At 68.5% G+C, this 24,702-nt stretch carries 19 protein-coding genes; 12 read left to right on the top strand and 7 right to left on the bottom strand.

The features are described 5' to 3' along the window. Positions 1-370: 370 nt before the first annotated feature. Positions 371-1,708 carry an MATE family efflux transporter gene (locus tag ACFWI4_RS22680; RefSeq protein WP_387199052.1) on the top strand — a complete coding sequence of 446 codons (1,338 nt, stop codon included), beginning with the start codon at positions 371-373 and terminating at the stop codon, positions 1,706-1,708. A gap of 233 nt (positions 1,709-1,941) precedes the next feature. Here ACFWI4_RS22680 and rplI read toward each other — a convergent pair whose 3' ends face one another. The 4 genes from rplI to rpsF form a co-directional block, all read right to left on the bottom strand. Continuing rightward, entirely contained in the window at positions 1,942-2,388 is a 447-nt protein-coding gene (gene rplI / locus ACFWI4_RS22675) for a 50S ribosomal protein L9 (RefSeq protein WP_151471023.1), read from the bottom strand. Between the two features lie 18 nt (positions 2,389-2,406). Further along, positions 2,407-2,643: a 30S ribosomal protein S18 gene (gene rpsR, locus ACFWI4_RS22670; protein ID WP_003949403.1), complete on the bottom strand. Its 237-nt coding sequence runs from the start codon at positions 2,641-2,643 to the stop codon at positions 2,407-2,409. A 57-nt stretch (positions 2,644-2,700) separates the two neighbouring features. Next, the gene (locus tag ACFWI4_RS22665; protein WP_387199048.1) at positions 2,701-3,291 is read right to left on the bottom strand and encodes a single-stranded DNA-binding protein; all 591 of its coding nucleotides are present in this window, start codon (positions 3,289-3,291) and stop codon (positions 2,701-2,703) included. A 74-nt stretch (positions 3,292-3,365) separates the two neighbouring features. After that, on the bottom strand, positions 3,366-3,656 hold the full coding sequence (gene rpsF / locus ACFWI4_RS22660) for a 30S ribosomal protein S6 (RefSeq protein ID WP_037615007.1): 291 nt from the start codon (positions 3,654-3,656) through the stop codon (positions 3,366-3,368). Positions 3,657-3,943: 287 nt separating this feature from the next. Here rpsF and ACFWI4_RS22655 point away from each other — a divergent pair, with 287 nt between their 5' ends. The 3 genes from ACFWI4_RS22655 to ACFWI4_RS22645 all read left to right on the top strand — a co-directional run bounded on the left by ACFWI4_RS22655 (position 3,944) and on the right by ACFWI4_RS22645 (position 6,730). Continuing rightward, complete coding sequence (locus tag ACFWI4_RS22655) at positions 3,944-4,255, top strand: hypothetical protein (RefSeq protein WP_037615005.1); 312 nt, start codon at positions 3,944-3,946, stop codon at positions 4,253-4,255. A 163-nt stretch (positions 4,256-4,418) separates the two neighbouring features. After that, positions 4,419-5,540 (top strand): lipid II:glycine glycyltransferase FemX, encoded by a 1,122-nt coding sequence (locus ACFWI4_RS22650; protein WP_385397580.1) that lies wholly within the window; start codon positions 4,419-4,421, stop codon positions 5,538-5,540. Between the two features lie 158 nt (positions 5,541-5,698). Then, positions 5,699-6,730 carry an alanine racemase gene (locus tag ACFWI4_RS22645; protein WP_385397578.1) on the top strand — a complete coding sequence of 344 codons (1,032 nt, stop codon included), beginning with the start codon at positions 5,699-5,701 and terminating at the stop codon, positions 6,728-6,730. A 110-nt stretch (positions 6,731-6,840) separates the two neighbouring features. Here the strand turns inward: ACFWI4_RS22645 and ACFWI4_RS22640 are convergent, their stop codons facing one another. Both ACFWI4_RS22640 and ACFWI4_RS22635 read right to left on the bottom strand, forming a co-directional pair. Further along, positions 6,841-8,346, bottom strand: coding sequence for a glycosyltransferase family 87 protein (locus ACFWI4_RS22640; RefSeq protein WP_387199044.1), 1,506 nt, complete (start codon positions 8,344-8,346; stop codon positions 6,841-6,843). A 108-nt stretch (positions 8,347-8,454) separates the two neighbouring features. Beyond that, entirely contained in the window at positions 8,455-11,208 is a 2,754-nt protein-coding gene (locus ACFWI4_RS22635; protein WP_387199041.1) for a transglycosylase domain-containing protein, read from the bottom strand. Between the two features lie 375 nt (positions 11,209-11,583). Here ACFWI4_RS22635 and ACFWI4_RS22630 point away from each other — a divergent pair, with 375 nt between their 5' ends. From ACFWI4_RS22630 to ACFWI4_RS22610, 5 genes are all read left to right on the top strand, one after another. After that, positions 11,584-12,267 carry a PadR family transcriptional regulator gene (locus tag ACFWI4_RS22630; RefSeq protein ID WP_387199038.1) on the top strand — a complete coding sequence of 228 codons (684 nt, stop codon included), beginning with the start codon at positions 11,584-11,586 and terminating at the stop codon, positions 12,265-12,267. A 43-nt stretch (positions 12,268-12,310) separates the two neighbouring features. Then, complete coding sequence (locus ACFWI4_RS22625) at positions 12,311-13,393, top strand: inositol-3-phosphate synthase (RefSeq protein WP_382783265.1); 1,083 nt, start codon at positions 12,311-12,313, stop codon at positions 13,391-13,393. Positions 13,394-13,473: 80 nt separating this feature from the next. Continuing rightward, positions 13,474-14,736 (top strand): MFS transporter, encoded by a 1,263-nt coding sequence (locus ACFWI4_RS22620; protein WP_387199035.1) that lies wholly within the window; start codon positions 13,474-13,476, stop codon positions 14,734-14,736. Positions 14,737-14,850: 114 nt separating this feature from the next. Beyond that, positions 14,851-15,357 carry a hypothetical protein gene (locus ACFWI4_RS22615; protein WP_387199033.1) on the top strand — a complete coding sequence of 169 codons (507 nt, stop codon included), beginning with the start codon at positions 14,851-14,853 and terminating at the stop codon, positions 15,355-15,357. Between the two features lie 151 nt (positions 15,358-15,508). Then, on the top strand, positions 15,509-16,363 hold the full coding sequence (locus tag ACFWI4_RS22610; RefSeq protein WP_387199031.1) for a hypothetical protein: 855 nt from the start codon (positions 15,509-15,511) through the stop codon (positions 16,361-16,363). 90 nt (positions 16,364-16,453) lie between these two features. Here ACFWI4_RS22610 and ACFWI4_RS22605 read toward each other — a convergent pair whose 3' ends face one another. Further along, positions 16,454-17,920 carry a CCA tRNA nucleotidyltransferase gene (locus ACFWI4_RS22605; RefSeq protein WP_387199028.1) on the bottom strand — a complete coding sequence of 489 codons (1,467 nt, stop codon included), beginning with the start codon at positions 17,918-17,920 and terminating at the stop codon, positions 16,454-16,456. Between the two features lie 221 nt (positions 17,921-18,141). On the opposite strand from ACFWI4_RS22605, the gene ACFWI4_RS22600 reads away from it, so the two are divergent. The 3 genes from ACFWI4_RS22600 to ACFWI4_RS22590 all read left to right on the top strand — a co-directional run bounded on the left by ACFWI4_RS22600 (position 18,142) and on the right by ACFWI4_RS22590 (position 24,689). Then, complete coding sequence (locus ACFWI4_RS22600; protein ID WP_387199025.1) at positions 18,142-20,562, top strand: DUF6049 family protein; 2,421 nt, start codon at positions 18,142-18,144, stop codon at positions 20,560-20,562. A gap of 46 nt (positions 20,563-20,608) precedes the next feature. Further along, a complete protein-coding gene (murJ, locus tag ACFWI4_RS22595; RefSeq protein WP_387199022.1) occupies positions 20,609-22,852 on the top strand; it encodes a murein biosynthesis integral membrane protein MurJ in 2,244 nt (747 codons plus the stop codon). Positions 22,853-22,970: 118 nt separating this feature from the next. Next, positions 22,971-24,689 (top strand): protein kinase family protein, encoded by a 1,719-nt coding sequence (locus tag ACFWI4_RS22590; RefSeq protein ID WP_387199019.1) that lies wholly within the window; start codon positions 22,971-22,973, stop codon positions 24,687-24,689. Positions 24,690-24,702: the final 13 nt, after the last annotated feature.

Genomic DNA, 24,702 nt, shown 5'->3' with positions numbered 1-24,702 from the left:
ATCTCAGGCGTCGGTTTTACGTGCTTTCCGAGGCCGGAAAGGAGAACGGGCGCCGCACCACGTTAGGCCCGCGGGCACCGTCAGCCAATCTGGTTATCCACAGGCCATGTGGACGACGGCCCCGATGCTGTGGAGAACTCCGCGAAACCTGTGCACGACCCGGTGGACAGCCCTGTGAACAAGCACTCAGGTCTTGCGCGGAACACGCTCTGACCTGGCAGTTTCCCGTCCACCGGCTGTGCAGAAGAAAAACTTGCCCAGGGGAATCAAGATCGCCTCGAACAGTGCGCCACACCACACCCCGCCCGCGCGAAAGTAAGGGTCCTTCGCCTTTTGCATCTCTTACCTGTGGAAGATTAGATTGATGCTCATGACACAGGCTCCCGTGGCACCCCGGGCCACCCGCCACCGGCACGACCGCGAGATCGTCGCACTGGCCGTTCCGGCGTTCGGCGCGCTCGTCGCCGAGCCCCTCTTCGTGCTGGCCGACAGCGCCATCGTCGGCCATCTCGGTACCGCGCAGCTCGCCGGCCTCGGTGTCGCCTCGGCCCTTCTCATGACCGCCGTGGGAGTCTTCGTCTTCCTCGCCTACGCCACGACGGCGGCGGTGGCCCGCAGGGTCGGCGCCGGAGATCTGCGGGCAGCGATCCGCCAGGGCATGGACGGAATCTGGCTCGCCCTGCTCATCGGCGTGACCGTGATCGCCCTCGCGCTGCCCACCGCCCCCTCCCTGATGGAGGTGTTCGGCGCCTCCGGCTCCGCCGCACCGTACGCGACGACCTATCTGCGGATCTCGGTGCTCGGCATCCCCGCCATGCTCGTCGTACTGGCCGCCACGGGAATCCTCCGCGGGCTCCAGGACACGAGGACTCCCCTCTACGTCGCCGTCGGGGGCTTCGTCACCAACGCGGTCCTCAACGTGGCCCTCGTCTACGGAGCGGGCCTCGGTATCGCCGGCTCCGCCTGGGGCACGGTCATCGCCCAGTGCGGCATGGCCGCCGTCTATCTCCGCGTCGTCCTGCGCGGAGCGCGGAAGCACGGCGCCTCGCTACGCCCCGACGCGGCAGGCATCCGGGCCAACGCCCAGGCCGGCACCCCCCTGCTCGTCAGGACCCTGTCGCTCCGCGCGATCCTGCTGATCGCCACCGCTGTCGCCGCGCGGCTCGGGGACGCCGACATGGCGGCCCACCAGATCATCCTGTCGCTGTGGAGCCTGCTCGCCTTCGCGCTCGACGCCATCGCCATCGCCGGCCAAGCCATCATCGGGCGCCACCTCGGGGCGGGCGACGCCCGTGGCGCCCGGGAGGCCTGCCGCCGCATGGTGCAGTGGGGACTCGTCACCGGGCTCGTCCTCGGTCTGCTGGTCATCGTGTCCCGCCCGTTGTTCCTTCCGCTCTTCAGCGGTGACCCGGGAGTACGGAACGCGGCGCTGCCGGCCCTGGTGATGGTGGCCCTCTCCCAGCCGATCTGCGGGATCGTCTTCGTGCTGGACGGCGTGCTGATGGGCGCGGGGGACGGACCGTATCTGGCGTGGGCCATGCTGCTCACCCTGGCGGTCTTCGCCCCCGCCGCCCTGCTCGTTCCCGTCCTCGGCGGCGGTCTGACCGCTCTCTGGGGAGCGATGACGCTGATGATGACGATGCGGATGCTGACCCTGTGGCTGCGCTCCCGCTCGGGTCGCTGGATCGTCACGGGCGCGACCCGCTGACGTACACCGTTCGTCAGGGGCAAGCCCCGGACGTACATCGCCATCACCGCGAACCGCCGACGCGCACCGTTCGTTTCACGGGAAACACGGACGACGACCGTTTCACGTGAAACGGCGGCCTCCCGGCTCCCCCCGATCCCCCGCGGCCGTCCAGGCGCCCGCGTCCACGGACAGCAGAAGGGCCGCACCCCGAGGGGTGCGGCCCTTCCTCTCAGCTATGCCGAGTGCTGCACTCAGGCAGCGACAACCTCGATGCTGACCTTGGCGGCAACCTCGGGGTGCAGACGCACGGACGTCTCGTGGGAGCCCAGGGTCTTGATGGGCGAGCCCAGCTCGATGCGGCGCTTGTCGACCTCGGGGCCACCGGAAGCCTTGATCGCCGAAGCGACGTCGGCCGGGGTGACGGAACCGAAGAGACGACCGGCGTCGCCGGAGCGAACGGCCAGGCGGACCTTGACGCCTTCGAGGCGGGCCTTGATCTCGTTGGCCTGCTCGATGGTCGCGATCTCGTGGATCTTGCGAGCACGACGGATCTGCTCGACGTCCTTCTCGCCACCCTTGGTCCAGCGGATCGCGAAGTTCCGCGGGATCAGGTAGTTGCGAGCGTAGCCGTCCTTGACGTCGACGACGTCGCCCGCGGCACCGAGGCCGGAGACCTCGTGGGTAAGGATGATCTTCATGTTTCGGTCACCCTTCCTTTATCGCGCGGTGGACGTGTAGGGCAGCAGCGCCATCTCACGGCTGTTCTTCACAGCCGTGGCGACGTCACGCTGGTGCTGCGTGCAGTTGCCGGTCACGCGGCGGGCACGGATCTTGCCGCGGTCGGAAATGAACTTCCGCAGCATGTTCGTGTCCTTGTAGTCCACGTACGTGACCTTGTCCTTGCAGAACGCGCAGACCTTCTTCTTCGGCTTGCGCACAGGCGGCTTCGCCATGGTGTATCTCCTGTGTGATCAAGAAGTGGGAGTACGGCCCACCCTCGGCCCTGAGGCCTAGAAGGGGGGCTCGTCCGAGTAGCCGCCGCCGGAGCCGCCGGAGCTTCCGCCCCAGCCACCGCCACCGCCGCCGCCCTGGTTGCCACCGGCGGGAGCGCCGGTCGCCCAGGGGTCGTCGGCCGGAGCGCCGCCGCCCTGCGGAGCGCCGCCGGAGCTTCCGCCCCAGCCGCCGCCCTGCTGGCCGCCGCCACCGCCGCCGCCGTAACCGCCCTGACCGCCTCGGCCCGTGGTCTTGGTGACCTTGGCCGTGGCGTTCTTCAGGCTGGCGCCGACTTCCTCTACGTCCAGTTCGTAGACCGTGCGCTTGACGCCCTGGTTGTCCTCGTAGGACCGCTGCTTCAGGCGGCCCTGCACGATGACGCGCATGCCGCGCTGGAGCGACTCGGCGACGTTCTCCGCCGCCTGACGCCAGACCGAGCAGGTCAGGAACAGGCTCTCGCCGTCCTTCCACTCATTGGTCTGACGGTCGAAGGTGCGGGGGGTGGACGCGACACGGAACTTCGCGACCGCCGCACCGGAAGGGGTGAAGCGCAGCTCGGGGTCGTCGACAAGATTGCCGACGACCGTGATGACGGTCTCGCCTGCCATGGGGGAACCTCTCGGCGGGTTTGCTGCTGGCTGCTGGTACTACTCGATGCCCGAGATCAGCTGAGCTGGAGAGCTCAGTGGGTCTCGGGACGGAGGACCTTGGTCCGGAGGACCGACTCGTTCAGGTTCATCTGGCGGTCGAGCTCCTTGACGACCGCAGGCTCGGCCTGCAGGTCGATGACCGAGTAGATGCCCTCGGGCTTCTTCTTGATCTCGTACGAGAGACGACGACGGCCCCAGGTGTCGACCTTCTCCACCTTTCCGGCGCCCTCACGGACGACGGAGAGGAAGTTCTCGATCAGGGGGGCGACAGCGCGCTCCTCCAGATCGGGGTCGAGGATGACCATCACTTCGTAGTGACGCATGTGGAACCCACCTCCTTTGGACTCAGCGGCCACGGTCGTTCCGTGGCAGGAGGGTTGTGATGCGTACGCAACGGTATCGGCCGCCACTGACAATCGGTCCGCCTATCGGAGAACCGAGCGGCGATCCCTGTCGTGACCTGGCCTTGAGCCTGGGCAGACACCGGTGCAGAGGGTACAGACTACCTGCACACCCGCTTCCGGTTGAAATCCGACCGGGTTGGCCGTCAATCTGTACACATCGGGTGTGTATGGCGCTACGATGCGCCGCCTTCCGCAGGAGGTGCCCTATGGCACAGACAATGCGTCCCAGTACCACCGGCTCACTCTTCGCCACGGACGGCAAGCCTCATCCCCTCCAGGACACCCTGCTCGCGGTGACCCTGGTGTGCGGAGTCCTGGCCTTCGTCACGTCGATGTTCCACAGCCTCCATCTGCTCAGCTCGTGGGCCGGTCTGGTCGGGATCCTCGCCGGTGCCTACGGCCAGTTCATCTCCGAGACGACCCGGGAACGCTTCGGACTGATCGTCGGGCTCGGTCTCTCCGGCGTCGGTTTCTACCTCGGCCTGGCCCACGGCGGCCTCTTCGGCGGTGTGATCTGAGTCGAACGTCCGTTTTCCCCTGACCTCGGGGCGCGTCTCGGCGCGCCCCGAGGTCCCAGGTCGCATACGGCCATTCGGGGCGCTCGCAGGGCGCAGTAGGCTTCGGCGCGAGAGCCGGAGCCCTTGTACCCATGGGGACACACCAGCCGAGGAGCGCCCCTAAATGAGCCTGACCCTGAGGACCATCAGCCGAGAGCAGCATCTGGCATACATCCAGAGCCTGCCCGCGGCCAGCCACATGCAGGTCCCCGCATGGGCGGACGTGAAGGCGGAGTGGCGCTCGGAGAGCCTCGGATGGTTCGACGAGAAGACCGGCCACATGGTCGGCGCGGGTCTGGTGCTGTACCGCCAGCTGCCGAAGATCAAGCGCTACCTCGCCTATCTGCCCGAGGGCCCGGTCATCAACTGGTTCGCGCCGAACCTCGACGACTGGCTCCAGCCGATGCTCGCGCACCTCAAGCACCAGGGCGCCTTCTCCGTGAAGATGGGCCCGCCCGTGATCATCCGGCGCTGGGAGGCCACGTCCATCAAGGGCGGCATCCAGAACCCGGACGTCAAGCGCCTGCGAGACATCGAGGCCGACTTCATCGAGCCGCGCGCCTTCGAGGTCGCCGACAAGCTGCGCCGCATGGGCTGGCAGCAGGGCGAGGACGGCGGTGCCGGCTTCGGCGACGTCCAGCCCCGCTACGTGTTCCAGGTGCCGCTGGCCAATCGTTCGCTCGAAGAGGTCCACAGGAACTTCAACCAGCTGTGGCGCCGCAACATCAAGAAGGCCGAGAAGGCCGGCGTCGAGGTCGTCCAGGGCGGTTACCAGGACCTGGAGGAGTGGCAGCGGCTCTACGAGATCACCGCGATCCGCGACCACTTCCGGCCGCGCCCGCTCTCGTACTTCCAGCGCATGTGGACGGCCCTCAACACCGAGGACCCCAACCGCATGCGGCTGTACTTCGCGCGGCACAACGGAGTGAACCTTTCGGCGGCGACGATGCTCGTCGTCGGCGGACACGTCTGGTACTCCTACGGCGCCTCGGACAACATCGGGCGCGAGGTGCGGCCCTCGAACGCGATGCAGTGGCGCATGCTGCGCGACGCGTACGCCCTGGGGGCCACGGTCTACGACCTGCGCGGCATCTCGGACTCGCTGGACGAGACCGACCACCTCTTCGGTCTGATCCAGTTCAAGGTGGGCACGGGCGGAGAGGCCGCCGAGTACCTCGGCGAGTGGGACTTCCCGCTCAACAAGCTGCTCCACAAGGCTCTCGACATGTACATGTCTCGCCGCTGAGCCGTCAGGACCCGCTTCCCGGGCCACCGGTCCGCCCCGATTCGCATCCCGGGCCGCCCAACCGGCCCGGGACAGCCCCATCGGCCCGGCGGATGGGCGACAATTCCTTTTCATACCTCTGATACACCGCAGCCACGAGAAAGGTTCCGGGACCGGCCATGGCGCTCACGCTCTACGTCGACACCGCGCGCTGGCGGGCACACCACAAGCAGGTGTCCGAGCAGTTTCCGGGGCTCGTCCCCGTCTGCAAGGGCAACGGCTACGGCTTCGGCCACGAACGGCTCGCGGACGAGGCCACCCGCCTGGGTTCGGACATCCTCGCCGTCGGCACCACGTACGAGGCCGCCCGGATCAAGGACTGGTTCGGCGGCGATCTGCTGGTCCTGACGCCGTTCAGGCGCGGCGAGGAGCCCGTTCCGCTGCCCGACCGCGTCATCCGCTCGGTGTCGTCCATCGACGGCGTGTACGGCCTCGTGGGCGCCCGTGTCGTCATCGAGGTCATGTCCTCGATGAAGCGGCACGGCGTGAGCGAGGACGACCTGCCGCATCTGCACTCCGCCATCGAGAACGTCCGGCTGGAGGGCTTCGCGATCCACCTGCCGCTGGACCGCACCGACGGCTCGGACGCCGTGGAGGAGGTCATCGGCTGGATGGACCGCCTGCGCGCCGCCCGGCTGCCCCTGCACACGATGTTCGTCAGCCACCTCAAGGCCGAGGAACTCCGGCGGCTCCAGCAGCAGTTCCCGCAGACCCACTTCCGCGCCCGCATCGGGACGCGGCTGTGGCTGGGGGACCACGAGGCCACGGAGTACCGCGGGGCCGTCCTGGACGTCACGCGCGTCTCCAAGGGCGACCGCTTCGGCTACCGGCAGCAGAAGGCGGCCTCGGACGGCTGGCTCGTGGTCGTGGCGGGCGGAACGTCGCACGGGGTGGGCCTGGAGGCCCCCAAGGCCCTGCACGGCGTCATGCCGCGCGCCAAGGGCGTCGCGCGCGCCGGCCTCGCGACGGTCAACCGGAACCTTTCTCCGTTCGTGTGGGCGGGCAAGCAGCGCTGGTTCGCCGAGCCCCCGCACATGCAGGTCTCGATCCTCTTCGTGCCCCACGACGCCACGGAGCCGAAGGTCGGCGACGAGCTGGTGGCCCATCTGCGGCACACCACCACGCAGTTCGACCGGGTCGTCGAGCGCTGACCCCGGCTCCGGCCCGTTCCGGAGCAACGAGAAGGCCGTACACGGACTCCGTGTACGGCCTTTCTCATGACGCCCGCGCGCTTCGTACGACGCCCTAGCGCCCTGTTCGCTCAGAGCGAACGGTCTCCGGGTGCCGGCTCCTCACGCCCGCCGTCCAGGGGGACGGCGTCGAAGTGGGCCGCGTGCCGCGGACGGTGGGCGGCCGCGCCGAGGACGAAGACGTCCTCCGCGCCGTCGAAGACGCCTCCCGAGGGATCGTCGTCGCCACTTCGGCGCACCACGTCGTGCTCCGGCCGGAAGATGTCCCGCAGGACCATCGCGCACAGGTACAGCGTCCCCAGCACGTGGACGGCGATGGCGACCTGGTAGCCGTCGGTCGGCAGGCCCTTGTGGGCGTCACCGCTGGTCGTGTAGGCGAGGTACAGCCAGATGCCCAGGAAGTACGCGACCTCGCAGGCCTGCCAGACCAGGAAGTCCCGCCAGCGCGGCCGGGCCAGCACCGCGAGCGGCACCAGCCAGAGCACGTACTGCGGCGAGTAGACCTTGTTCGTGAGGATGAAGGCCGCGATGATCAGGAACGCCAGCTGGGCGAACCGGGGGCGCCGCGGGGCGGCGAGCGTGACGGCGCTCAGACCCGCGCAGATGACCAGCATCAGGGCCAGCGCCCAGGTGTTGGCCGTGTCCGGCGTGATCGCGATCTTCAGCCACTGCGAGACGAACAGGAAGACCGAACCGAAGTCGACGCCGCGGTCGTGGCTGAAGCTGTAGAACTTCGCCCAGCCCTCGGGCGCGAGGTACATGACGGGCAGGTTCACGGCCAGCCAGGCACCGACGGCGCCGAGCAGCGCCGTACCGAACTCACGCCACCTGCCGGTGCGCCAGCACAGCAGGAAGAGCGGCCCGAGGAGCAGGAACGGGTAGAACTTGGCGGCCGTGGCGAGGCCGAGCAGCACCCCGAAGGCCAGGGCGCGTCCGCGGGACCACATGAGCATCGCGGCGGCCAGCAGGGCCACGGCGAGCAGGTCCCAGTTGATCGTGGCCGTGAGCGCGAACGCGGGCGCCAGGGCGACCAGGAGGCCGTCCCAGGGGCGACGGCGGTGGGTGCGGGCGGTGCAGACGACGATGACCGCCGCGCACACCATCAGCATCCCGGCGTTGACCATCCAGTAGACCTGCTCCTGGTGCTGGATGCTCCCGCCGCCCGGGGTGAGCCAGGCCGCGACCTCCATGAACACGCCGGTCAGCACCGGGTATTCGAGGTAGTCCATGTCGCCGGGGATCTTGTCGAAGTACGGCACCAGGCCGTCGGCGAAGCCCCGCCCCTGATAGAGGTGCGGGATGTCCGAGTAGCACGCGTGCGTGTACTGCGAACTCGCTCCGAAGAACCAGCCGCCGTCGTAGCACGGGATCTTCTGGACCATCCCGAGGGCGAACATGCCGATCATCACCAGCGCGACGACCCGTACGGGCGTCCACCAGGACGTCCCGAGCAGGGCCCGCCTCCCGATGGGTCCGCCGAACAGCTCACTGGCGCCGGCGGCGATCTCGTCATCCCTGGTCGGCCGCACCAGCTCCGGCTCGTGAACGCTCACTCGCGTCGTCTCTGCACTGGGCATGCCGCACATCCTGCCGTACGAGTCTGAGAACGGGACCGGGGACGACCCCGGAAACGGCTTCGCGCGTGCTCCCCGCAGGGCGCACGCGCGAAGGGTGGACGGCGACCGTCAGCCGGAACTTCCGAAGATGGTTCCGTTGCCGTTGCCGTTGCCTCTGCTGTTCCCGGTGGTGGCCGTCGCCGAGGGCGAGCTGCTCACACCTCCGTCGGTGCCACCGGTGTCGACACCACCCGTGTCGACACCACCCGTGTCGACACCGCCCGTGGTGGTACCGCCGTTGTTGTTGCAGTTCCAGTCGAACTTCCTGCACGTCGAACTCGGCGTGGGCGAGGGGGACGTCAGCGTCGCACTGGGGGTCGGGCTCGGGCTCTCGGTGGCGCTCTCGGAGGCCGAGGGCGACGGCGAGGGGCTCGGAGCGTCGTTGAGGACCGTACCGATGTCCTCGGGCACCGGGAAGGTCTCGGCCTTCTGGCCCTGGAGCGCGACCATCATGTAGTCCCGCCAGATCTGGGACGGGAACGAGGCACCGTGGATGGTCTTCTCGCCACCCGTTCCGTACATCTGGAGGAACTCGCGGTTCTTGTTGTTCTCGTTGTCGTCCAGGCGGTACATGCCGATCGCCGTGGACAGCTGCGGGGTGTACCCGACGAACCAGGCCGACTTGTTGCCGTCGGTGGTACCGGTCTTGCCGGCCACCTCACGGCCCGGCAGCTGGGCGTTGGTGCCGGTGCCCTTCTCGACCACGGTCCGCAGGACGTCGGTCACGTTGTCGGCGACCTGCGGGGTGAAGGCCTCCACGGTCTTCGCGATGCGGTCGTGCTGGAAGACCGTGCCGTCCTTGCTGGTCACCTTGTCCACCGAGTAGGGGTCCCGCTGCTTGCCGCTGGCCGCGAAGGTGGCGTACGCCCCGGCCATACGGATCGCGCTCGGGGAGGAGGTGCCCAGGGAGAACGAGGGGAACCTGGAGCTGGCGAGGCTGGACTCCTTGATGCCCGCGCGCAGGACCGAGTCCTTCACCTTGTCCAGGCCGACGTCCATGCCCAGCTGGACATAGGCGGAGTTGACCGACAGGCGCATGGCCTCACGCAGGTCGATCTGGTAGGTCGGCGGGTTGACGGACTCCCCGCCGTCGTTCGTCTGGAGCCACTCCTTGCCCTTGTCGTCCGTCCAGTCGGTCCCGTTGTAGTCCTTGATCTTGAGCTTGTTCTTGCCGCTGTACAGGCTCTTGGGCGACGCGATGGTGCGCTCGTCCTGCGCCTGCTCCGGGCCTCCCTTGGGATCCCTGACACCCCAGGTCATGGCCGCCGCCAGGACGAAGGGCTTGAAGGTCGAACCCACCTGGGCACCGGTCTGGTCGGCGTTGTCGGTGAAGTGCTTGGTCGCGTCCGCACCGCCGTAGATGGCCTCGATGGCGCCGGTGGACGGGTCGACGGACGCACCGCCGAACTGGACGTACTTGTCGTTGTTCGGCCGCAGCTTGGGCTTGATGTTGGCCTTCTGCACCTTCTTCACCGCGGCCTCGAGCGCGGCGACCTTGCGCTTGTCGAAGGTTGTGTGGATCTGGTAGCCGCCGGTCCGGAGCTTCTCCTCGGTGATCCCGGTCTTGTCGCTGTTCTTGACCAGGTACGTGTTGGCCAGGTCGACCAGGTAACCCACCTGCCCGCCGAGCGCCGCGTTGGAGCGCGGGGACTGGGTCTGGGGGAACTTGGTGTACTTGGCCCGGACCGCCGCGCTCAGACGGCCGTCCTTGACCTCTTCGTCGAGGATCCACCCCCAGCGGGCCTCGGCACGCGCGCGGTTCTTCTCCGCGGTGGCGTTGACCGGGTCGATCCCGGGGGCGCCGGCGGGGTCGTAGTACGTGGCGCCCTTGAGGACGGAGGCGAGGAGCGCGCACTGGCTGGGATCCAGCTTGGTGGCGTCCTTGTTGAAGTAGGCGTGCGCGGCGGCCTGGATACCGTAGGCGTTACGCCCGTAGTACGCGGAGTTCAGGTAGCCGGCCATGATGTCTTCCTTGGGCACCTTGGCCCCGACCTTGATCGAGACGAAGAGCTCCTTGAGCTTGCGGGAGATCGTCTGCGACTGGTCCTCGAGCATCGCGTTCTTCACGTACTGCTGGGTGATGGTGGAGCCACCCTGCGTCTGGCCGCCCTTGGCCATGTTCACGAAGGCGCGGGCGATACCCATCGGGTCGACGCCGCTGTCGGTCTCGAACGTCTTGTTCTCGGCCGACATCACCGCCCACCGCATCTCCTTGGGGATCTGCGCGTAGCTGATGATCTGGCGGTTGGCCTCACCACCCGTGGCGACCATCTCGCTGCCGTCGGCGTAGTAGTAGACGTTGTTCTGGGCCTTGGCGGTCTTGCCGATGTCCGGAATGCCCACCAGGGCGTACCCGACACCCGCGGCCACGACCAGGCTGCCGGTGAAGCCGATGAACAGGCCGGTCACGAGCTTCCAGGACGGCACCCAGCGCGCGGCGCCGTAGCGGCCCGCGCGCGGGTAGTCGATGATGCGCTTTCTGGCGGGCTCGGGAGCGCGGCCTCGGCCACGCCCGGGTCCGCCCGGTCCCGGGGGACCGCCGCGGCGGCCGCCCCCTCCTCCTCCGGGACCACCGGCACCGGCGCCGTCGGCGGCTCTGCGCCGGCCGCCGCCGTTTCCGCGCTGCGTGGCGCGCCGTGCCTCGGCACGGCTGCCGAACGGGGTCTCTTCACCCCCCGGGCCATACGGATCGGAAGGAGACCCGGTGGCGTCTCGCGGTGCATCGCGGTGGCCTGCGGACGGGCCTGGCTGCGGCTGGCCGCGCCGGGCCGCGGCACGTCCGCCGCCCTGCGGCTGCGGCGGTTTGCGACGGTGCTCGCTCATCGAACGATTACTCCTCGGGCAGGCGCACCTTTGCGCGCCTGGAAACGGCGGCTGGTTTCCGGTCCCCCCGAAGTACGGATGCGGTCGATTGCGCATTCACCCGTACTGCACCAAAGACGTTGACGTACTCAGTCGTCACTCGGTTCCCGGTGGTTGTCCATCCCGCACAGAGTACGCACCGTCAAAACACACCTAGGGCCGAAGTTCACCCCAAATCAGGCAACTTGCTTCGTATGAATCGGTGATGTGACGCCGTTCACTCTGTTCCCCCTTGTCGCATGCGCAGCGCCGTTCTATCGTGCTGATGTATCGAGTCGATACATCAGCACGGCATAAAGACCGTGCCGACGGGACAGCGACAGGGAGGAGGCGACGATGAGCCGGCGTGCCGGGATCCTCGAGTTCGCCGTACTCGGCCTGCTCCGCGAGTCCCCGATGCACGGCTATGAGCTACGCAAACGACTCAATACGTCACTGGGTGTGTTCCGTGCCTTCAGCTACGGAACGCTCTACCCGTGCCTCAAGACGCTGGTCGCCAACGGCTGGTTGATCGAGGAATCAGGATCCACACCCGAAGACGCCCTGACGGCAACGCTGGCCGGACGTCGAGCCAAGATCGTCTACCGATTGACGGCGGAAGGTAAGGATCACTTCGAGGAGCTTCTCGCGCAGACGGGTCCCGACGCGTACGAGGACGAGCACTTCGCCGCTCGCTTCGCGTTCTTCGGACAGACGTCACGCGATGTACGCATGCGCGTACTGGAAGGTCGCCGCAGCCGTCTGGAGGAGCGCCTCGAGAAGATGCGCGCCTCGCTGGCGCGCACCCGGGAGCGCCTCGACGACTACACGCTTGAGCTCCAGCGCCACGGAATGGAGTCCGTGGAGCGCGAAGTGCGCTGGCTGAACGAGCTCATCGAGAGCGAGCGGGCCGGACGGGACGTCCAACGTCCCGGCTTCGAAGGCTCCGCTCAGCAGGACAACACATCTGGAGAGACGGGCGGCCTGCCCCGGCACCGGGACAGCCCCCGGCCGGATCCGTCCGACGACACCGCCACGTGAGACCCGTTCGGGGTCTCACCGATAGACACAGGGAGCAACCGGAATGGGTTCGGTTCGCGTAGCCATCGTCGGCGTGGGCAACTGCGCCGCCTCGCTCGTTCAGGGCGTCGAGTACTACAAGGACGCCGACCCGGCGACCAAGGTGCCCGGACTGATGCACGTCCAGTTCGGCGACTACCACGTCGGTGACGTCGAGTTCGTCGCCGCGTTCGACGTCGATGCGAAGAAGGTCGGCCTCGACCTCTCCGACGCCATCGGTGCCAGCGAGAACAACACCATCAAGATCTGCGACGTCCCGAACAAGGGCGTCACGGTCCAGCGCGGTCACACCCTGGACGGTCTCGGTAAGTACTACCGCATGACCATCGAGGAGTCCGCCGAGGCGCCGGTCGACGTCGTCCAGATCCTCAAGGACAAGCAGGTCGACGTCCTCGTCTGCTACCTGCCCGTCGGTTCCGAGGACGCGGCGAAGTTCTACGCCCAGTGCGCCATCGACGCCAAGGTCGCCTTCGTCAACGCCCTCCCGGTCTTCATCGCCGGCACCAAGGAGTGGGCGGACAAGTTCACCGAGGCCGGCGTCCCGATCGTCGGCGACGACATCAAGTCGCAGGTCGGCGCGACCATCACGCACCGCGTGATGGCGAAGCTGTTCGAGGACCGCGGTGTCCGTCTCGAGCGCACCATGCAGCTCAACGTCGGCGGCAACATGGACTTCAAGAACATGCTCGAGCGTGACCGCCTCGAGTCCAAGAAGATCTCGAAGACGCAGGCCGTCACCTCGCAGATCCCCGACCGTGAGCTGGGCGAGAAGAACGTCCACATCGGTCCCTCGGACTACGTGGCCTGGCTCGACGACCGCAAGTGGGCGTACGTCCGCCTCGAGGGCCGCGCCTTCGGCGACGTCCCGCTGAACCTCGAGTACAAGCTCGAGGTGTGGGACTCCCCGAACTCGGCCGGTGTCATCATCGACGCCGTGCGCGCCGCGAAGATCGCCAAGGACCGCGGTATCGGCGGCCCGATCCTCTCCGCGTCGAGCTACTTCATGAAGTCCCCGCCGGTCCAGTACTTCGACGACGAGGCCTTCGCCAACGTCGAGAAGTTCATCAAGGGCGAGGTCGAGCGCTAAGCACGATTCCGTGCTCGCTGCTGAGGAGGGTCCCCGGGCTTACTGCCCGGGGACCCTCCTCGTATGTGAGGGTGTGACCCATGGCCGTCGTGCGTGACCTGCGCGTCCTCCTGCGCTTCCAGGGATTCAGACGCCTGCTCGGCGTGCGTCTGCTGTCCCAGGGAGCCGACGGCGTCTATCAGGTCGCGCTGGCCACCTACGTGGTCTTCTCTCCGGAGAAACAGACCTCGGCGGCCGCCATCGCCTCGGCGATGGCGGTGCTGCTCCTCCCGTACTCCCTGATCGGTCCCTTCGCGGGCGTCCTCCTCGACCGCTGGCGGCGCCGGCAGGTCTTCCTGTACGGGAATCTGCTGCGCTCGGCGCTGGCGTGCGGGACGGCCGTGCTGATCCTGAGCCGGACGCCCGACTGGCTCTTCTACACCTCCGCGCTCTGTGTCACCGCCGTCAACCGCTTCGTCCTGGCCGGACTGTCGGCCGCGCTGCCCCGTGTCGTGGACAGCGACCGGCTGGTGCTGGCCAACTCCCTCTCCCCGACGGCCGGAACGCTCGCGGCCACCGTGGGGGCGGCGCTCGCGTTCGTCGTACGGCTGGTCGTCGCGGACTCCGACGCGGCGGTGGTCCTCGTGGGAGCCGCCCTCTATCTGTGCGCGGCCCTCGCCTCGCTGCGGATCGCCCCGGAGATTCTCGGGCCCGACCAGGACCGGGTGCGCCCGTACGTGGGCACCGCGCTCGCCGGTACCGCGCGCGGACTGGCGGGAGGCGTGCGGCATCTGGCGGAGCCCCCTCGGCGGGAGGCGGCCTGGGCCCTCATGACGATGACCCTGATGCGCTTCTGCTACGGCGCCCTGACGGTCATGGTGCTGATGCTGTGCCGCTACGCGTGGGCGGCCGGCTCGAACGGGGGGCTCGCTCTCCTGGGGCTGGCCGTGGGCGTCTCCGGAGCCGGCTTCTTCGTCGCGGCCCTGGTGACCCCCTGGGCGGTCGGACGGCTGGGCCCGGGCCGGTGGATCGCGGTGTGCGCCGGTGCCGCCGCGGTCCTGGTACCCGCGCTCTGCCTTCCGTTCGCTCCCGCCCCCACGCTGGGCGCCGCGTTCATGCTGGGGGTGACCACACAGGGCGCGAAGATCGCCACGGACACCATCGTGCAGTCCGCCGTGGACGACGGGTTCCGCGGCCGGGTCTTCTCCCTCTACGACGTCCTGTTCAACGTCGCCTTCGTCGGAGCGGCCGCGGTGGCCGCGCTGATGCTGCCTTCTGACGGACGGTCCGTTTCCCTCGTCCTCACGGTGGCGGCGGTGTACGCCTGGATTGCGGTCGCTATGGCCCGCTTTGAGCTCCAGTAAGTGTCACATCAGTGCCACAGAGCCACTTCTGGCTACTGCGTTGTCACAGGGGCCCGCTAACTTACGTGCGTCTTACTTTCGCTTCACGCACCTATGTTCCAGGGGGACCCCCAAGTGACAACTCCGCCGCCTCAGAGCCAGAACCCGTTCGCCCAGGGCCAGCAGCCGCCCTACGGTCAGCCGCCCCAGGGCCAGGCGCCGTTCGGCCAGCAGCCCTACCCGCCCCACCCGGCCCAGCCCGGATTCCCCCAGCAGTCGACCGCCGGCTTCGCCCCGGTCCCGCCGCAGCGGCCGAAGCGCGGCTTCAGGCAGTACCTGCGCATAGTTCTGGGCCTTGCGGGCCTCGCGGTCGTCGTGGGCGGCTGGCTGATTCACAACGACAGTGAAGACGCCAAGAAGCTGGCCGTGGGCGACTGTCTCTACAACAAGGGGTCGGACGACAACCCGGATGTCATCCAGGTGGACTGCTCCGACTCCAAGGCCACGCACAAGGTCCTCAAGAAGGCCGACGGCGCCTCCCTTCCCTCACTGACATGCCAGAACGTCGCGGGCACGACGGCGACCCTGACGTGGAAGGAAACCGGCGAGTCCTTCACCCTCTGCCTGGGCTCGAGCAAGTAGCCGACGGAAACGCGATCGGAGGGGGCGGTGTTTCACGTGAAACACCGCCCCCTCGCCATATCGACTCCGGTGACATCGACCGCCACCTGTCGCTCTGAACAACCTCAAATGCCTTGCCCCCGAGGCGATCTGGTTGGAAGCATCTCGTCGCGTGCCCGGCACTGACCAGCTCGGCACCACGACTGAGAGATCTTCGCTTCAGAAATCGGGGAACATGATGAAGACGCGCACCGCGCATGGCCTGGCGGCGGCACTCAGTGCCGTTGCTCTCCTCACCGCCACGGCATCGCAGGTTTCAGCCGCCGAAGTCACTCAGACCGCAACAAGGCATAGCGATCCCGCTGCCACTCCGGCCACGTACGCCAACTACCTGCGCCACTCCGGCGAAGACGGCGCCGCTGACGCACTCAAGAAGTTCCAGCGCCTGACGCCGACCGAGCAGGCCAAGTTCATCGGCTACCTGCACGACCCGGCCCTGTACAAGTCATTCCTCGACAAGGCCGCGGAACAGGGCAAGAGCCTGTCCGTCCGGTCCCGGAACACCAACAGCACGACTTCGCTCCGCAAGGGGGACGTCGTCATGGGACACGAGAGCACCATCAGCGGGACCGCCGCGGCCGCGGCCCGGCCCCTGCCCAGTGGAAACCACACGGTGACCTACACGACCTATGTAAAGTTCCTGGGCATCAAGGTGATCAAGCTCAGCCTCTGGGAGAACTTCCACAGCAATGGGCGGGACATCACCAAGGTGAACTATGCCGATGCAGGCAAGACGAACATCACTGGTGTCATCAGCATTTCCAAAAGCACACCAAAGAAGGTGCTGAGCGGCTGGAGGTGGTGCCCGCTTGGCGGCCACTGCAGCAGCGGACACGATGCCGACGCTTCGGTCATATGGGAAGGCGGCGTGCTGATCAGGGGAAGCAACTGGCAGTTCGACAAGAAGCAGTGGATGAGGGCCGATATCTACGGCAAGCTCGTCAACAGTTCACTCCAGAACGTGTAGGCCCCAGGACAGCACAATGACTCGCTGACCGTTTGGCTTCCGCGGCTGGGCCGTCATGTTTCACGTGAAACATGACGGCCCAGCCCCGTCTCAGCCCTGTTCGGACCACCACTCCTTGAGTGCCGCCACCGCGGCGTCATGCTCCATCGGCCCGTTCTCCAGGCGCAGCTCCAGCAGGAACTTGTAGGCCTGGCCGATCGCGGGGCCGGGGCCGATGCCCAGGATCTCCATGATCTCGTTGCCGTCGAGGTCGGGGCGGATCGCGTCGAGCTCCTCCTGCTCCTTGAGCTGGGAGATGCGCTCCTCCAGCCCGTCATAGGCACGGGAGAGTGCGGTCGCCCTGCGCTTGTTGCGCGTGGTGCAGTCGGAACGAGTCAGCTTGTGGAGACGGTCGAGCAGCGGGCCCGCGTCGCGCACATAGCGGCGGACGGCGGAGTCCGTCCACTCACCGGTGCCGTACCCGTGGAAGCGCAGATGCAGTTCGACCAGACGTGAGACGTCCTTGACGAGGTCGTTGGAGTATTTGAGCGCCGTCATCCTCTTCTTGGTCATCTTCGCGCCCACCATCTCGTGGTGGTGGAAGGAGACCCGCCCGTCCTCCTCGAAGCGGCGCGTCCGCGGCTTGCCGATGTCGTGGAGCAGCGCGGCGAGCCGGAGGGTCAGGTCGGGCCCGTCCTCCTCCAGCGCCATCGCCTGCTCCAGCACGATCAGCGTGTGCTCGTAGACGTCCTTGTGCCGGTGGTGCTCGTCACGCTCCAGGCGCAGCGCGGGGAGCTCGGGGAGCACGTGCTCGGCGAGCCCGGTGTCCACGAGCAGCTTCAGACCCTTGCGGGGGTGGGCGGAACGGATCAGCTTGTTCAGCTCGTCCCGTACCCGCTCGGCGGAGACGATCTCGATACGTCCGGCCATGTCCGTCATGGCGGCAACGACCTCGGGGGCCACCTCGAAGTCGAGCTGCGCGGCGAACCGTGCCGCCCGCATCATCCGCAGCGGGTCGTCGGAGAAGGAGGCCTCCGGGGTGCCCGGGGTGCGCAGGACGCGTGCGGCCAGGTCGTCCAGACCGCCGTACGGGTCGATGAACTCCTTCTCCGGCAGCGCGACGGCCATCGCGTTCACCGTGAAGTCGCGGCGCACGAGGTCCTCGTCGATGGAGTCGCCGTAGGAGACCTCCGGCTTGCGCGAGGTCCGGTCGTACGCCTCGGAGCGGTACGTCGTGATCTCGATCTGGAACGACTGGACCGCGTCGCCCACGCGGGCGTCCTTCTGGGCGCCGACCGTGCCGAAGGCGATCCCGACCTCCCACAGGGCGTCCGCCCAGGGCCGGACGATCTTGAGGACGTCCTCGGGCCGGGCGTCCGTCGTGAAGTCCAGGTCGTTGCCGAGCCGGCCGAGGAGCGCGTCCCGGACCGAGCCGCCGACCAGGGCGAGCGAGAACCCGGCCTCCTGGAATCGGCGGGCGAGCTCGTCGGCGACGGGAGACACCCGCAGCAGTTCGCTCACCGCGCGGGTCTGCACCTGACTCAGGGCACTGGAATGGTCTTCGTTGGCGTTCGGCACAACAGAAAAGGGTACGTGGCCGCGGCCAGGGGGAGCGCATGGATAAATCCCACACCCGTGCCCCACATCTTTTCCCGCAGAATAGGCGTACATACAGGACAGTCGGCTCTGATCCGTGATCTTGCGGACCACTCCGCGGCACTTACTCTCAGCGCACCTCGTTACCATGCGTGGACGCACATTCCGACGACCACTGACGACGACGAGGGACGGGCGAGCGCGTGGCCGAGGCGGCAGACTTCCAAGGGACGAGTCCCTCACCTGCCCGCCGGTGGCTCCGGCGCAGCGGTGCACTGCTGGCCGGGGCGCCGCTGCTGGCGGGGCTGCTCCAGCTGCCCCTGAGTACGCCCTCCCAGGCCGCCGAGAAGGCCTCTGCGGCCACCGCCGTGGGCGCGTCCGGCCCGGTGGACGTCAGCCTCGACTCGCTGAGCCCCAGCGCCCCCACGAACGGCGACACGGTCACGGTCTCGGGGTCGGTCACCAACACGAGCAAGCAGACGGTCACGGACGCCCACGTGGGCCTCCGCGTGGGGCCGTCCCTGACCACCCGGACCGCCATCGACACCGCGGCCCGGCGCACCAGCTTCCAGCCCGGCCTCGACCCGCTGGAGGTCGGCGGCAAGTACGTCGCGCAGGTCGCCAAGCTCGCCGCCGGCAGCTCTCAGCACTTCAGCATCTCGGTGCCCGTCAAGGATCTCGATCTCGGCGCCGACGGCGTCTACCAGCTCGGCGTGTCGCTGACGGGCCGGACCACCGCCCAGCCCTGGGACCAGGTCCTCGGGATCAAGCGGACCTTCCTGCCGTGGCAGCCCGACGGGGCGGACACCAAGACGAAGACGACGTACCTCTGGCCGCTGATCTCCACCGTGCACCTCACGGCGCAGACCGGTTCCGACGCCCAGCAGACGCCCGTCTTCAAGAACGACGACCTGGCCAAGGAGATCTCGCCGGGCGGACGCCTGGACCAGCTCCTGTCGCTGGGCAGCGACCTCGACGTCACCTGGGTCCTCGACCCGGATCTGCTGGCCTCCGTGGACGCGATGCGGGGCGGCTACCGGATCCAGCAGGAGGACGGCACGACCGTGGCCGGCAGGAACCAGGCCGTCGCCAACGCCTGGCTCGACAAGCTGGAGAAGACGGTCCAGGGCCAGAGCGTCGTCGCCCTCCCGTTCGCCGACCCCGATCTCGCCTCGCTCGCCCACCACGGCAAGGACGTCACCGGTTCCCTGAGCCACCTCAAGGACGCCACCGACGTGGCGGCCGGCACGGTGGAGACGATCGTCCACGTGAAGCCGAGCACGGACTTCGCCTGGCCCGCGGACGGCGCGGTGGACCCTTCGATCATCAAGGTGGCCACGTCGGCCGGCGCGGACAAGGTGATCGCCCGCAGCGACAGCCTGCGCGAGACCGGCGGGCTGTCCTACACCCCGAGCGCCGCCCGCCCGATCGGCGGCGGCACCACGGCGGTGGTCGCGGACGAGCGACTGTCGACCGCGTTCCAGGGCGACATGATGAAGGCGGGCGACTCGACGCTCGCCGTCCAGGACTTCCTCGCGCAGAGCCTGATGATCAATCTTCAGGAGTCCAAGAACGAGCGCAGCATCGTCGTCGCCCCTCAGCGCATGCCCACGGCCAGCCAGGCACAGTCCATGGCCGAGGGGCTGCGCGCGCTCCAGCAGGGGAACTGGTCGCAGTCCCAGGGGCTGACCGAGGCCGCCAAGGCCAAGCCGGACCCCGGCGCCACCACCAAGGTGCCGCCCGCGTCCGCGTACCCCTCGTCGCTGCGCCACCGTGAGCTGCCGCGCTCCGCGTTCGAGCGGATCCAGGCGACCCAGGCCAAGCTCGACAAGTTCCGGATGATCCTGAGTGACGAGTCCCGGGTGGTCACGCCCTTCGGACGGGCCATAGACCGGGGGATGTCCTCCTCCTGGCGCGGCCGTGCCACGGAGGCGGCGGACTTCCGGCAGGGCGTGGAGACGTACCTCGACGGGCTCACGGGCCTGGTCCATCTCATCCAGAAGTCGGACGCGAAGCTCTCCGGGCGCAGCGCCACGATCCCCGTGACCGTCCAGAACAACCTGGTGCAGGGCGTCGGCCATCTGGTGCTGCGCCTCACCTCGCAGCAGCCCACCCGACTCAAGATCCACAACGGCCCGTACGACGAGCAGCCGATCCAGGTCGCGGGCGAGCACAGCCAGTCGGTCAAGTTCACGACGTCCACCCAGGCCAACGGCCCGGTGCAGGTCGTCGCCCAGCTCTACACGGAGGACGGGCAGCCGTACGGCGACCCGGTTCCCTTCGAGGTGAAGGTCACCGAGATCACCTCCACCGTGATGCTCGTCATCGGCGGCGGCGTCCTGCTCCTCGTGCTCGCCGGTTTCCGGATGTACACGCAGCGCAAGCGCGCCGCGGCCCGGCAGGCCGAGGAGGACGCGGAGAACGGCCCCGAGACAGGGGGTGGGAGTGAGGACGCGGAAGGCACCGTGGACACTGACTCCACCGAGGACTCCGCGGCCGGGCCCGAACGGGCTTCCGGGTCGGAGTCAGGGGCAGACGACCCGGAGCAGCCGAGTGACCCGACACCGGACACCGCACCGGAAAGCGCCGACCCGTCGGACGCGGGTGAGAGAGTGGACCGTTGAGCGATGTCGTGGCCGGTGGGCCCGGGGACGATGAGGTGGGGTAACCATGAACGCGCCGTACGACGGTGACCGCGGCCAGGGCGCGGGAACCTCGGGCTACCCCGAGGACCACCCGGGCCGTGACGCGGGCCGCTCCGGCCACCCCGAGGGCACGCCGGAGAACGCTCACATGCCGCAGGGCTCGCCCGCGGACATGTACCTCCAGGACGCCTACGACCAGGATCCGTACCGGGCTCAGGACCTCTCGGCCCAGGACCCGGTGGCCGAGGCGTTCTACGACCGTGCCGCGCACCCCCCGCCGGCGCCCGGAGCGTACGCCCCCCAGCAGCCCCTGTACGCGCAGCCGCCGGCCTCGCAGTACGCTCCCGACCCCCGGCTGTGGGCCCAGACACCTCCTCCCGAGCCGTCGGGGCCGACGCGTCACCTGCCGTACGGCGACGACGCCCGGACCACCCAGTACGTGGGTGTGGACGATCTCGTGACGCAGGCCGGGGAGGAGCAGCATGAGCCGGACGCCTTCGCTCACCTCTTCCGCGACCAGCAGCAGGGCGGCGTCCGTCAGGCCTACGCCTCCTCCGCGGCCGCCGGGGTACCGGCACCCGCCCCCGAACCGGCTCCGGCCGCCGTCCAGCCGCCCGCGGCCGCTCCGGCGAAGTCCGGCGGCCGTGCCTCCGGTTTGCTGAAGTCGAGCGCCGTGATGGCGGCGGGCACCCTGGTGTCCCGTCTGACCGGCTTCGTACGGACCATGATCATCACCGCCGCTCTGGGAGCGGCGACCCTCGGTGACGCGTGGACCGTCGCGTACACCCTGCCGACGATGATCTACATCCTCACCGTCGGCGGCGGCCTCAACTCGGTCTTCGTGCCCCAGCTGGTGCGGTCCATGAAGGAGGACGACGACGGGGGCGAGGCGTACGCCAACCGCCTGCTGACGGTCGTCATGGTCGCCCTCGGCGTGATCGTCACGGCCGCGGTCTTCATCGCGCCGCTGCTGATCCAGCTGATGTCGAACTCCATCGCGAGCGACCCGGCGTCCGACAACGTGGCCGTCACCTTCGCCCGGTACTGCCTGCCCACGATCTTCTTCATGGGCGTGCACGTGGTGATGGGACAGATCCTCAACGCCCGCGGGAAGTTCGGCGCGATGATGTGGACCCCGGTCCTGAACAACATCGTCATGATCTTCACGTTCGGCATGTTCCTGTGGGTCTACGGAACGTCCCGCCACAGCGGCATGACGGTGAACAACATCCCGCCGGACGGCCTCCGTCTGCTGGGCATCGGCACCCTGCTCGGCCTGGTCGTCCAGGCCACGGCGATGGTGCCGTACCTGCGGGAAGCCGGCTTCCGGTTCCGTCCGCGCTTCGACTGGCGGGGCCACGGCCTCGGCAAGGCCGTCAAGCTCGCCAAGTGGACCGTGCTCTTCGTCCTCGCCAACCAGGCAGGCGTCCTCGTCGTCACCCAGCTCGCCACCGCGGCGGGCAAGGCCTCCGGCAAGGACGGGGCGGGCATCCTGGCCTACGCCAACGCCCAGCTGATCTGGGGAATGCCGCAGGCGATCATCACGGTCTCCGTCATGGCGGCCATGCTTCCGCGGATCTCGCGCGCGGCCCACGACGGTGACCCGGGAGCCGTCCGTGACGACATCTCGCAGGGTCTGCGGACCTCGGCGGTCGCGATCGTCCCGGTGGCCTTCATGTTCCTCGCCCTGGGCATCCCCATGTGCACCCTGCTCTTCGGCTCCAGCGGCATCTCGGCCGCGCAGTCCCAGGGCTACGTCCTCATGGCCTTCGCGCTCGGTCTGATCCCGTTCTCGGTGCAGTACGTGGTCCTGCGTGGCTTCTACGCCTACGAGGACACCCGCACCCCCTTCTACAACACGGTCATCGTGGCCGCCGTGAACGCGGCAGCCTCCGCCGTCTGTTACGTGATCCTGCCCGCGCAGTGGGCGGTCGTCGGCATGGCCGGCGCGTACGGGCTGGCGTACGCCGTGGGCGTCGGAGTGGCCTGGCAGCGGCTGCGCAAGCGGCTGGGCGGCGATCTGGACGGCGCCCGCGTGCTGCGCACCTACGCGCGCCTGTGCCTGGCCTCCGTCCCTGGCGCCGTGGTGGGCGGCGCCGTAGGCTTCGCGATCACCCGGGTGCTCGGGCACGGCGCGATCGGTTCGATCGCGGCGCTCGTCGTCGGTTCGATCGCCCTGCTCGGTGTCTTCTACGTCGCCGCACGCAAGATGCGCATCGAAGAACTCAACTCAATGGTCGGGATGGTCCGCGGGCGTCTGGGGCGCTGAGGCGGGGGTACGCGCACAACCATCGTCCGTCGCCGTGTGTCGTGCATAGCGCCGGACTGTGGGCACAATTGGTTTCTGCGTCGGACAGCGCGCAATGGATGGGGAGGCAGGGACGACGGTGGCGGAACGGAGCACGGCTGCCGTCGACGTGGCAGACAACAGCGGTGACAAGCCGCTGACCGCCAAGGCGGACCAAACCACGTCCGACGGGGTGGCCCTCGACCGGGAGCGGGACACGGACAGCGAAGAGGCACAGGGGAGCGGCGGGACCGAAGGTCCCGGAAAGGCCTCACCGCCCGAACTGCACAGCGGCCACAAACTCGCAAGGCGCTATCGCCTGGAAGAGTGCGTCACCCGACTGGACGGTTTCAGCAGTTGGCGCGCGATGGACGAAAAACTCCGGCGTGCCGTCGGGGTGCACCTCCTGCCCGCCGACCATCCACGTGCCCGCTCGGTACTGGCGGCGGCCCGTTCGTCCGCCCTGCTGGGCGACCCGCGGTTCGTCCAGGTGCTGGACGCGGTCGAGGAGAACGACCTCGTCTACGTGGTGCACGAGTGGCTGCCGGACGCCACCGAACTCACCGCCCTCCTCGCCTCGGGTCCCCTCGAGGTGCACGAGGCCTACCAGATGGTCAGTCAGGTCTCGGGGGCCATGGCCGCCGCGCACCGCGAGGGCCTCGCCCATCTCAAGCTGACCCCGGGCGCCGTGCTGCGCACGTCCACCGGCCAGTGGCGCATCCGCGGGCTCGCCGTGAACGCTGCACTGCGCGGCATCAGTTCGGACACCCCGCAGCGCACCGACACGGAGGCGATCGGCGCACTGCTGTACGCCTCCCTCACCCAGCGCTGGCCGTACGAGAACGACGCGTACGGCCTCTCGGGGCTGCCCAAGGGCGTCGGCCTCATCGCACCCGACCAGGTGCGCGCGGGCGTCCACCGGGGCCTGTCGGAACTCGCCATGCGCGCGCTCGCCAACGACGGTGCCACCGCCTCCCGCCACGAGTCCCCGTGCACCACGCCGGAGGAGCTGGTGAAGGCGATCGGCGAGATGCCCCGCATCCGCCCGCCGGAGCCCGCGTTCACCGCGCCGCCGGAGTACCAGCGCACGACGTACCAGCAGGGCACGTACGGCCGTCAGGCGCCGCGTCCTGGCGTCACCCAGCCCTTGCCGACCCCGCCGCCCCCGCTCCAGAGCCGTACCGGCACGGCCCTCAAGTGGGCCGTCTCGGCGCTGCTCATCGCCGCGCTGGGCCTGGGCAGTTGGCAGCTCGCGGACGCCCTGATGGACCACGGCAAGCCCGACGACACCAAGAAGACCCAGACGACGGACGGCAACGAGAAGGGCGGCGCCAAGACGACGCCGCTCAAGCCGATCGCGATCAAGGGTGCGACGGAGTACGTGGCGAAGGGCGACGCCCAGGCACCCGAGGACGTGGGCAACACCTTCGACAACGACAGCTCCACGTACTGGCGGAGCCGGAGCTTCGTCGACGGCCCGGAGATGAAGCCGGCCTTCAAGCCCGGCGTCGGCATCGTCTACGACTTCGGTTCGAAGCAGACCGTCTCGGCGGCTTCGATAGGACTCCGCTACGTCGGTGACCACACCACGATCACCCTCTACGCGACGGACTCCACGAGCTCCTCGACGCCGGTGGACTCGATGACGAAGATCGGGACCATCACCACGACGGGCAACTCGGCGAAGATCACGATCACCAAGAAGACGCCGGCCCAGTACGTGCTGCTCTGGATCACCGCGATGCCCTACGCGTCCGGCGACCAGTACAGCGGCGCCGGCTACAAGCAGGGCATCACGGATGTGAAGTTCACCGGCTGACGCCGCCGACGGA

Origin of the sequence: Streptomyces sp. NPDC127038 (genome assembly GCF_042725875.1) — a bacterium.
GTDB lineage: Bacteria > Actinomycetota > Actinomycetes > Streptomycetales > Streptomycetaceae > Streptomyces.
Note: the sequence above shows the minus strand (reverse complement) of the source record. Positions and strands in the feature narration are given on the sequence as shown.

Coding starts and splice junctions, on each gene's coding strand:
- ACFWI4_RS22680 (WP_387199052.1), top strand. CDS start 371: ATGACACAGGCTCCCGTGGCACCCCGGGCCACCCGCCACCGGCACGAC.
- rplI (WP_151471023.1), bottom strand. CDS start 2,388: ATGAAGATCATCCTTACCCACGAGGTCTCCGGCCTCGGTGCCGCGGGC.
- rpsR (WP_003949403.1), bottom strand. CDS start 2,643: ATGGCGAAGCCGCCTGTGCGCAAGCCGAAGAAGAAGGTCTGCGCGTTC.
- ACFWI4_RS22665 (WP_387199048.1), bottom strand. CDS start 3,291: ATGGCAGGCGAGACCGTCATCACGGTCGTCGGCAATCTTGTCGACGAC.
- rpsF (WP_037615007.1), bottom strand. CDS start 3,656: ATGCGTCACTACGAAGTGATGGTCATCCTCGACCCCGATCTGGAGGAG.
- ACFWI4_RS22655 (WP_037615005.1), top strand. CDS start 3,944: ATGGCACAGACAATGCGTCCCAGTACCACCGGCTCACTCTTCGCCACG.
- ACFWI4_RS22650 (WP_385397580.1), top strand. CDS start 4,419: ATGAGCCTGACCCTGAGGACCATCAGCCGAGAGCAGCATCTGGCATAC.
- ACFWI4_RS22645 (WP_385397578.1), top strand. CDS start 5,699: ATGGCGCTCACGCTCTACGTCGACACCGCGCGCTGGCGGGCACACCAC.
- ACFWI4_RS22640 (WP_387199044.1), bottom strand. CDS start 8,346: ATGCCCAGTGCAGAGACGACGCGAGTGAGCGTTCACGAGCCGGAGCTG.
- ACFWI4_RS22635 (WP_387199041.1), bottom strand. CDS start 11,208: ATGAGCGAGCACCGTCGCAAACCGCCGCAGCCGCAGGGCGGCGGACGT.
- ACFWI4_RS22630 (WP_387199038.1), top strand. CDS start 11,584: ATGAGCCGGCGTGCCGGGATCCTCGAGTTCGCCGTACTCGGCCTGCTC.
- ACFWI4_RS22625 (WP_382783265.1), top strand. CDS start 12,311: ATGGGTTCGGTTCGCGTAGCCATCGTCGGCGTGGGCAACTGCGCCGCC.
- ACFWI4_RS22620 (WP_387199035.1), top strand. CDS start 13,474: ATGGCCGTCGTGCGTGACCTGCGCGTCCTCCTGCGCTTCCAGGGATTC.
- murJ (WP_387199022.1), top strand. CDS start 20,609: ATGAACGCGCCGTACGACGGTGACCGCGGCCAGGGCGCGGGAACCTCG.